Below are 3,683 nucleotides of genomic sequence, written 5' to 3'. Positions count from 1 at the left end.
CAGCCCGCCGGGCTCGTCGCCGACCGGATCTCGGGCGGTGCCGCGCTGCCCGAGGTGCCGTGGACCGAGCCGGGCTGGCTGGCCCGCGCCGGCGCCTGGGCGGAGGCGGAACTCGCCCGGCACGGCACCCCTGCCACGGCCGAGCCCGAGCAGCTCATCGTCTCCCCCTGGGCGTGCACCCTGCGCATCCCGTGCGGAGAGACCTACGCCTTCCTCAAGGCCGCCCCGCACCCCTTCCACTACGAGCCCGACCTCACCGCCCTGCTGCACGAGCGGTTCCCCGAGCACACGGTCCCGCTGGTCGCCCGCCACCCCGACGAGCACTGGATGCTCTCCATCGACATCGGCGAGGCCAGGGTGGTCGAGGAGGACCTCACCGCGGAACACCTCCCCATCTACCGCCGAGCGCTCAGCAGTTACGCGCGGATGCAACAGCGGCTCGCGGGGGACACCGCCGCCCTCCTGGCCCTGGGCGTCCCCGACCGCCGTCCGGCCGCCCTGCCCGACCTGTACGACGAGATCCTCGACGACACCTACTGGCTCGCCGGGGACCTGGAGGGTGGCATCGGCGCCGACGACCGGCGGCGGCTGCGCGCCTACGCCCCCGAGTTCCGCGCGGCCTGCGAGGAACTCGCGGCCGCTGGTCTGCCCGACACCCTGCTCAACGTCGACTGGTGGCACGGCAACCTCTCCTTCCGCGACCAGGGCGACGTGATGTTCGACTGGGCGGAGAGCGTCGTCGGCAACCCCCTGTACTCGCTCACCACCATCGACCGGGTCACCGAGGTCGGCGCGATGCCGGAGTTCTTCCGTGACGCCCTCGCCGGCACCTACCTGCAGGCATGGGAGGAGTTCGCCCCGGCCACCGAACTGCTGCGGCTGCGCGAACTGGCGAGGCCCGGCGCGATCCTGTGCCGGGTGCAGACCTGGCGCCAGTGTGTACGCCTGCACGCCGACGCCGACCGGTATGCCCGCGACCGGCTCAGCGTCGCCGCCAATCTCAGCCGCCTGCTGCCGCTCGTGAAGTGAGGAGTGCCGTGAAGGCGTTCGCCAGGACCAGAATCCCGCGCCGGGAGCGGACGGACCTCGCCCCCGTCTCCGAGATCCAGCGCTCGATGTGGTTCCTGGAGCAGTCGGGCCGGGCCGGCGCCTACAACATCGGCCTGTCCGTGCGCGTCGGTGGTCCGCTGGACCCCGGGGCGCTGCGCCGGGCCCTGCTGGCCGTCGCCCGCCGCCACGACACGCTGCGCTCGGTGTTCGTCGCCGATGGCGGCGAGGTCCGCGTCCGGACGTTGCCCGTCGAGGAGTTCGCCGAGCTCCTGTTCCCGGCCGACTGGGACGGCAGCACCGAGGCACCCTTCGCAGTGGACGGCGGACCCCTCTTCCGGGCCCGGCTGACTTCCGCCTCCCCGACCGAGCACCTGCTGTCGCTCTGCTTCCACCACGTCGTCTACGACGGCGGTTCCGCCGCCCTGTTCTGGGAAGACCTGTGGCAGGCGTACGCAGGCGCCGAACTCGCCGAGCTGGAGATCCAGTACGCCGACTACGCGGTCTGGCAGCAGGAGCGGCTGGACGGTGGGCTGCTGGCCCGGCAGGCCGCGTGGTGGACCGGGCACCTGGACGGCGCTCCCGTCCTGAGCACCGTCCCGCCCGACCGGCCCCGGCCCGCCCGGCGCACCGGGGAGGGGCGCGAGCTGCGGCTGCGGGTGCCCGCCGAGGTGTACGGGGCGCTGGCGCGGCTGGCCCGCGCGGAGACGGCCACCGTGTACATGGTGGTACTGGCCGCGCTGCAGGCGGTGATCGGACTCGCCTCCGGCCGCTCCGACGTGCTCGTCGGCTCGCCGGTCTCCGGCCGGGTGCGGCCCGAACTCCGGCCGCTGATCGGTTGCTTCGTCAACACTCTCGTGATGCGCGCCGACCTGGCGGGCGACCCGTCCTTCCTGGACCACCTGCGGGCCACCCGCCTCGGTGTGCTGGACGCCTTCGACCACCAGGAGGTCCCCTTCGACCGGGTGGTGGAGAGTGTCAATCCGCCTCGGCTGCCCGGCACTTCACCGCTGTTCCAGGTGCTCTACGCCCATCAGGGCACTTCGGGTGAGGTCGTCCCGCCCCCGGCCGGTCTGACCGTCGAGCCGGTGGACGAGCGCACGTCCACCGCCAAGTTCGACCTCCTGCTCACCACCTGGGAGGAGGACGGCGGCCTGGTGCTGAGCCTGGAGTACGCGACCGAGCTGTACGACGACAAGAGCGCCGGCCGGTTCCTGCGTGAGCTGCTGGAGCTGCTGACCACGGCGGTCACCGCCCCCGGCACCCCCCTGAGCGCCCTCGGTACCGGCCCCTGGCGGGAACCTGCCGCCGACACGTCGCCCGCCGCCTCGGCGCCGGAACCCGACGACACGCCGTGGAGCCCGACCGAGGAGTTCCTGCGGGACGTCTGGGCCCGGCTGCTGGGCCGTACCGACATCGGCCGGCGATCCGACTTCTTCGATCTCGGCGGACACTCCTTCATGGGCATCCGGATGCTCAACCGGGTGCGGCAGGAGTACGGCGTCGAGCTGCCCGCCGGGGTCCTCTTCGAGGCCCGCACCCTCGAGGGGCTCGCGGCCGCCGTCGACCGGGGCCTGCGCGGCACCGACCCCGCCGAACTGGTCCGGCTCGCCCCCGGCGAGGGACCGCCGCTGCTCCTCGTCCACCCCGTCGGCGGCGGCATCTCCTGCTACGTCCCGCTGGCCCGGCAGTTGCCGATGCCGGTGTACGGGATCGAGGCGGTCGGCCTGGACAGCGTGGAGGCGATGGCCGACGCCTACCTGGAGGCCGCCGCTCCGCTGCTCGACCAGGGCCCGGTCGCCTTCGGCGGCTGGTCGATGGGCGGGGTCGTGGCCTTCGAGATGGCCCGCCGGGCCGAGGCCGCGTCCGGGCGTACGGTGCCGGTGGTGCTGATCGACAGCCATGTGCCCGACCCGGACGCCGAGGCGCCGGACGAGGCCGGCCTCGTCCAGTGGTTCGCCGCGGACTGGGGCGCCTCGGCCGGCGGTGACCTCGGCGAGGGGATCACCGGCCGGGCGGAGCTGTGGCGGCGCGCGGAGGAACGCGGGCTGCTGGACCCGGGCCAGGACGGGGACACGGCGCGGCGGCTGCTGGACCGGTTCGAGACCAACATCGCCGCGGTCGGCCGGTTCCGGGTGCCGTCCGGCCACCGGGGGCCGGTGCGGCTGCTGGCCGCCGCCGGGGAGAGCTGGGCCGCCGGGGACCGGGGCTGGGGCGCCGTCACCTCGGGCGGGCTGACCGTCACCGCGGTACCGGGCGACCACTACGGGATCATGGCCGACCCCGCGCTGCCGGGCGAGGTCGCGGACTTCCTGAAGGGTGCGGTGTGCCATGACTGACGTCCTGCTGGCCCTGGACTTCCCCGGCCGCCGGGACGAGGCCCGGATCGCGGACCTCCGGCTGGAGGAGGCGGGCTGGAAGGTCGAGTACGCGCTGGCCCCGCCGTACAGCCGGGTGCCGGACGCCGGGGCGCAGGCCGCCGAGCTCGCCGCGCGCCACGCGGGCGGCGCCCCGCGCGCGGTGCTCGCCTACTGCATGGCCGCCCCGCTCGCGCACGAACTGGCCGCACTGCTCAGCCCGGCCGGTGAGCCTGTACCGCTGTTTCTGTTCGACGGCGAGCCGGGCCGGCCGGAGGC

Annotated in this window: 3 protein-coding genes; all 3 read left to right on the top strand. The window is 74.4% G+C overall.

The window, feature by feature from the left end; genetic code table 11:
* Positions 1-1,029 (top strand): hypothetical protein (locus tag GT030_RS26615; protein WP_161203287.1); only part of this gene is annotated, 1,029 nt, incomplete at its 5' end.
* Between the two features lie 8 nt (positions 1,030-1,037).
* A complete protein-coding gene (locus tag GT030_RS26610; RefSeq protein ID WP_161203286.1) occupies positions 1,038-3,386 on the top strand; it encodes a condensation domain-containing protein in 2,349 nt (782 codons plus the stop codon).
* A partial coding sequence (locus GT030_RS26605) for a hypothetical protein (protein ID WP_202460595.1) occupies positions 3,379-3,683 on the top strand: 305 nt, incomplete at its 3' end. The genes GT030_RS26610 and GT030_RS26605, both read left to right, overlap by 8 nt.

The sequence above is a fragment of the Streptomyces sp. SID1328 genome, from assembly GCF_009865595.1.
GTDB lineage: Bacteria > Actinomycetota > Actinomycetes > Streptomycetales > Streptomycetaceae > Streptomyces > Streptomyces griseoluteus.
Note: the sequence above shows the minus strand (reverse complement) of the source record. Positions and strands in the feature narration are given on the sequence as shown.